This window comes from Deinococcota bacterium, from assembly GCA_030858465.1.
Taxonomy (GTDB): Bacteria; Deinococcota; Deinococci; order Deinococcales; family Trueperaceae; genus JALZLY01.
The window spans coordinates 1-3,271 of sequence record JALZLY010000220.1 but is presented as its reverse complement, the minus strand read 5'-3'; the positions used below and the strand labels follow the sequence as shown (position 1 = coordinate 3,271).

Annotated in this window: 4 protein-coding genes; all 4 read right to left on the bottom strand. The window is 64.6% G+C overall.

The features are described from left to right. Positions 1–80: 80 nt before the first annotated feature. A complete protein-coding gene (locus M3498_11270) occupies positions 81–1,097 on the bottom strand; it encodes an NAD-dependent epimerase/dehydratase family protein (protein ID MDQ3459864.1) in 1,017 nt (338 codons plus the stop codon). A gap of 20 nt (positions 1,098–1,117) precedes the next feature. Continuing rightward, positions 1,118–1,996, bottom strand: a complete 879-nt coding sequence (locus M3498_11265) for a sugar phosphate isomerase/epimerase (protein MDQ3459863.1) — start codon at positions 1,994–1,996, stop codon at positions 1,118–1,120. A 63-nt stretch (positions 1,997–2,059) separates the two neighbouring features. After that, complete coding sequence (locus tag M3498_11260; protein MDQ3459862.1) at positions 2,060–2,839, bottom strand: 6-phosphogluconolactonase; 780 nt, start codon at positions 2,837–2,839, stop codon at positions 2,060–2,062. Further along, positions 2,836–3,271: glucuronate isomerase (locus M3498_11255; protein ID MDQ3459861.1), on the bottom strand; the 436-nt coding region annotated here is incomplete at its 5' end. The genes M3498_11260 and M3498_11255, both read right to left, overlap by 4 nt.

Below are 3,271 nucleotides of genomic sequence, written 5' to 3'. Positions count from 1 at the left end.
GCCAGAGGGTGAGCTGGAATGACGGTGCCGTCAAAGAGCAGGGTCTGCTGCGCGGCTGTGAGCGCCGGTGCTTTCATGGGCTAGAACTTCCCTTCCCGCTCCTGAAAGTGCGTGGGTTTGCCGAGAGTCCCTCCGCCGGTGCTTACCCAGTGGGCGGTCCACGCGATCATCTTCCGTAGTGGCACCTTGGGATAGCCGAAGAGAAGGTGCGCTTGGGAGGCGTTGCTCAGGAGCGCTGTCGCCCCCTCCTCATGCTCCATGACGGGCTCGCGACCAAGGAGTTCGGCGAACCTCTCTGCTAGCCAGCGGACCGAGACCGTCTCGGGTCCCGTCACATTGAGGACCTTGGCTGGAGACGCGCAGAGACGGAGCGCACGCAAGGCTATCTCGTTGGCGTCGCCTTGCCAGATAACGTTGACATGGCCCATGCGCAAGTCGATGGGCTTGCCTTCCTTGACGGCGCGCGCCACTTCCAGCAGCACCCCGTAGCGCAGGTCGATGGCGTAGTTGAGGCGGTAGTGAAGCAGCGGCGTGCCGTAGCGGAGCGAAAAGTGCTCGAAGATTCGTTCCCTTCCCAAGCAGGACTGAGCGTACTCGCCCACCGGGCCGGTCGGGTGCGCCTCGGTTGGCCCGCCGTGCAGGACCGGCGTGAGTGGGTAGACGTTGCCGGTCGAAAAGGCGACGATACGCGACTCGCAGAAGCGCTCCGCCACCCGGCCCGGCAGGTAGGCGTTCATCGCCCAGGTGAGGTGCTCCTGGCCTGTGGTGCCGAACTTCATGCCCACCAGATAGAGGATGTTGGGAACGTCCGGCAGCGCCCTCAGCTGAGCGTCATCCAGAAGATCGACCTTGATGGTGGTGACCCCACTTGCCTGCAGGTCACGCTCGGCTTCCGCGGAGGAGAAGCGCGAGGCGGCGATGATCCTCCTCTCGCCCCCTGCCAGCTCAGCGGCGCGGCGCGCGAGGCGAGCTAGGCTCGGCCCCATCTTGCCGCCCGCGCCGAGCAGCAGGATGTCACCGTCGAGCCCCTTCATATCCTCGACGAGCGCGGCCGAGGGGGTTGCCAGGATGTCCTCGAGCGCTTCCTCGCTCTCGATCTTGTCCACGAGGGAAGTCGTCATGACAAGGCCTCCCGCAGTACGGCCTGCGCCGCCTTGACCGACGCGTGAGCGGCCTCCTCCTGGGACAGGTCCGACGGCCGGTAGTGAGGCTCGAGCACGAGCGTGCCCCTATAACCGTCCTCTATCAATCTCCTTACCTGCGCCAGGTAATCTATGTCTCCCTGTCCTAGCGGAACAAAGTGAGGCTTGCCCTTTCCGTGGCGCGTCAAGTCCTTGAGGTGAACGTGGGCGATAGGGCAGGCATCGAGCGCGTCGTAGCCATCAGGGTAGGCTCGCTCACCGGCGGCCAGGGCGTTGCCGGGGTCCCAGAGGGCGGCGAGGTGGTCGAGCAGGTCCTTGGGAGCGCGCTCTCGAATAAGCTTGAAGAGCGCGCCCAACTCTTCGCCCGTTGCCACCGCGCATACCGGCTCGTTTTCCACCACGAGTAGGGTATCTCGTGCGCGGGCGACTTCAGCAGCTTGGATGAGCTTATCGCTGACAGCGCGGACGAGCGCGTCGCTCCAGGGCTCGCGCCAGAAGGTAAAGACGCGAAGCTTGCGGGTGCCGAAGCGCCGGCAGAGTCCGGCGGCCTTGTCGAGCAGAACGAGCTGCGCTTCATAGCTCTCCGCGCCACCCAGCGCGAAATCGGCCTGCATCTGTCTGGGTTTGCCGTCAAGAGGTGACTTGAAAATCGGCGAGGCGATGGCGGTCACTTCCAATTTATGCTCGTTCAGTGCAGCCTGGGCGCGCACGAGCTCCGTTTCGGAGAGCTCGAGGATGTTTTTCCCCCAGAGCATCCTGAGCTCGACGTGCGCGAGCCCCCACGCGGCAATGAGCGCGCAGCTTCGTTCAAAGTCATCGCTTACTTCGTCGCTGATGATGCCAAGGTCAAGCATGCTTGGACCTCCCGTCAGGTGTTGAACTTAAGCCTCTAGGTTAAGGGCACTAGCCCTTAGGCCCTAGTGGGCCTGACCTCGGGCCGACCCCTCGTCCAGAAAGAGGGTGGCGTTTGGGTGGCGGCGTAGCAGGGAGGCGGGACAGGCCGGCGACATCACGCCGTAGAGTGCTGCCTGAACGGCCTGCTGCTTGCGCGCTCCAGGCACGACGCAGACGACGGCTTCCGCAGCGAAAAGCGTCGGCATGGTCAGGGTGACGGCTCGACGTGGGACCTGGGATAGGGAGGGGAAGCAGCCGTCATTCACCTGCTGCTGGCGGCAAGCCTCGTCGAGTTCGACCACCTTGACGCTGAGCGGGTCCTCAAAGTCGGCGACGTGAGGATCGTTGAAGGCGAGGTGCCCATTTTCGCCGATCCCGAGGCAGGCGAGGTGGAGGGGGTGTGCGCGCAGGAGAAGGGCGTAGCGGCGGCAGGCTTCCTCCGGCGCAAGCCCTCCCGGGTCCAGGGTGTAAGCTTCTCGCAACGGGACGTGATGCCACAGCGCATCGTCCAGATAGGCGCTGAATCGCTGCGCCGCGCCCTCGGGCAAACCCACATACTCGTCCAGTTGAAAGGCGGTCACCTGTGCCCAGGGGACCGCTGGCTGCTGCCGCAGTTGCGCCAGAAAGGCGGTTTGTGAGGGCGCGGCGGCGAAGGCTACGTGCGCTGCCCCGTGCCGCTCAACGGCCGCACGGATGAGTTCGGAGGCCCGCTCCGCCGCGAGCTGGGCCATTTCCTGCGAACTGGTGGCAATGACCTGCAGGTGACCGTGACTCGTGCGCACCTCACACCCCTCTTCCCTCATGGCAACTTGTAGGCTCGTTTGGCAAGGTCGTAAGCGAAGGCACGCGCCATCTTAGCGGCGTCCTCCTCCTCGATGAGCCCTCGCGTGACCATGCCGGCCAGCCAGTTGCAGGTGACCCGGCGCCACATATCATGACGCGTGGGAACTGAAGCGAAGGCGCGAGTGTCGTCATTGAAGCCCGCCGTGTTGTAGAGCCCGGCCGTTTCGATGACCGCGTCCAGATAGCGTTCCATGCCCTTGACGGAGTCGAAAAACCACCAGGGCGGCCCCAGCAAGAGGGCGGGGTAGTGACCGGCCAGCGGCGCGAGCTCGCGGCTGTAGGCGCTTTCATCCAGCGTGAAGAGGACCAGGCGAAAGTTGGGGTGGTTGCCGTAAGCGTTCAATAGCTCATACAGAGCGCGGGTCCACTCGGTCCGAACGGGCATGTCCGCG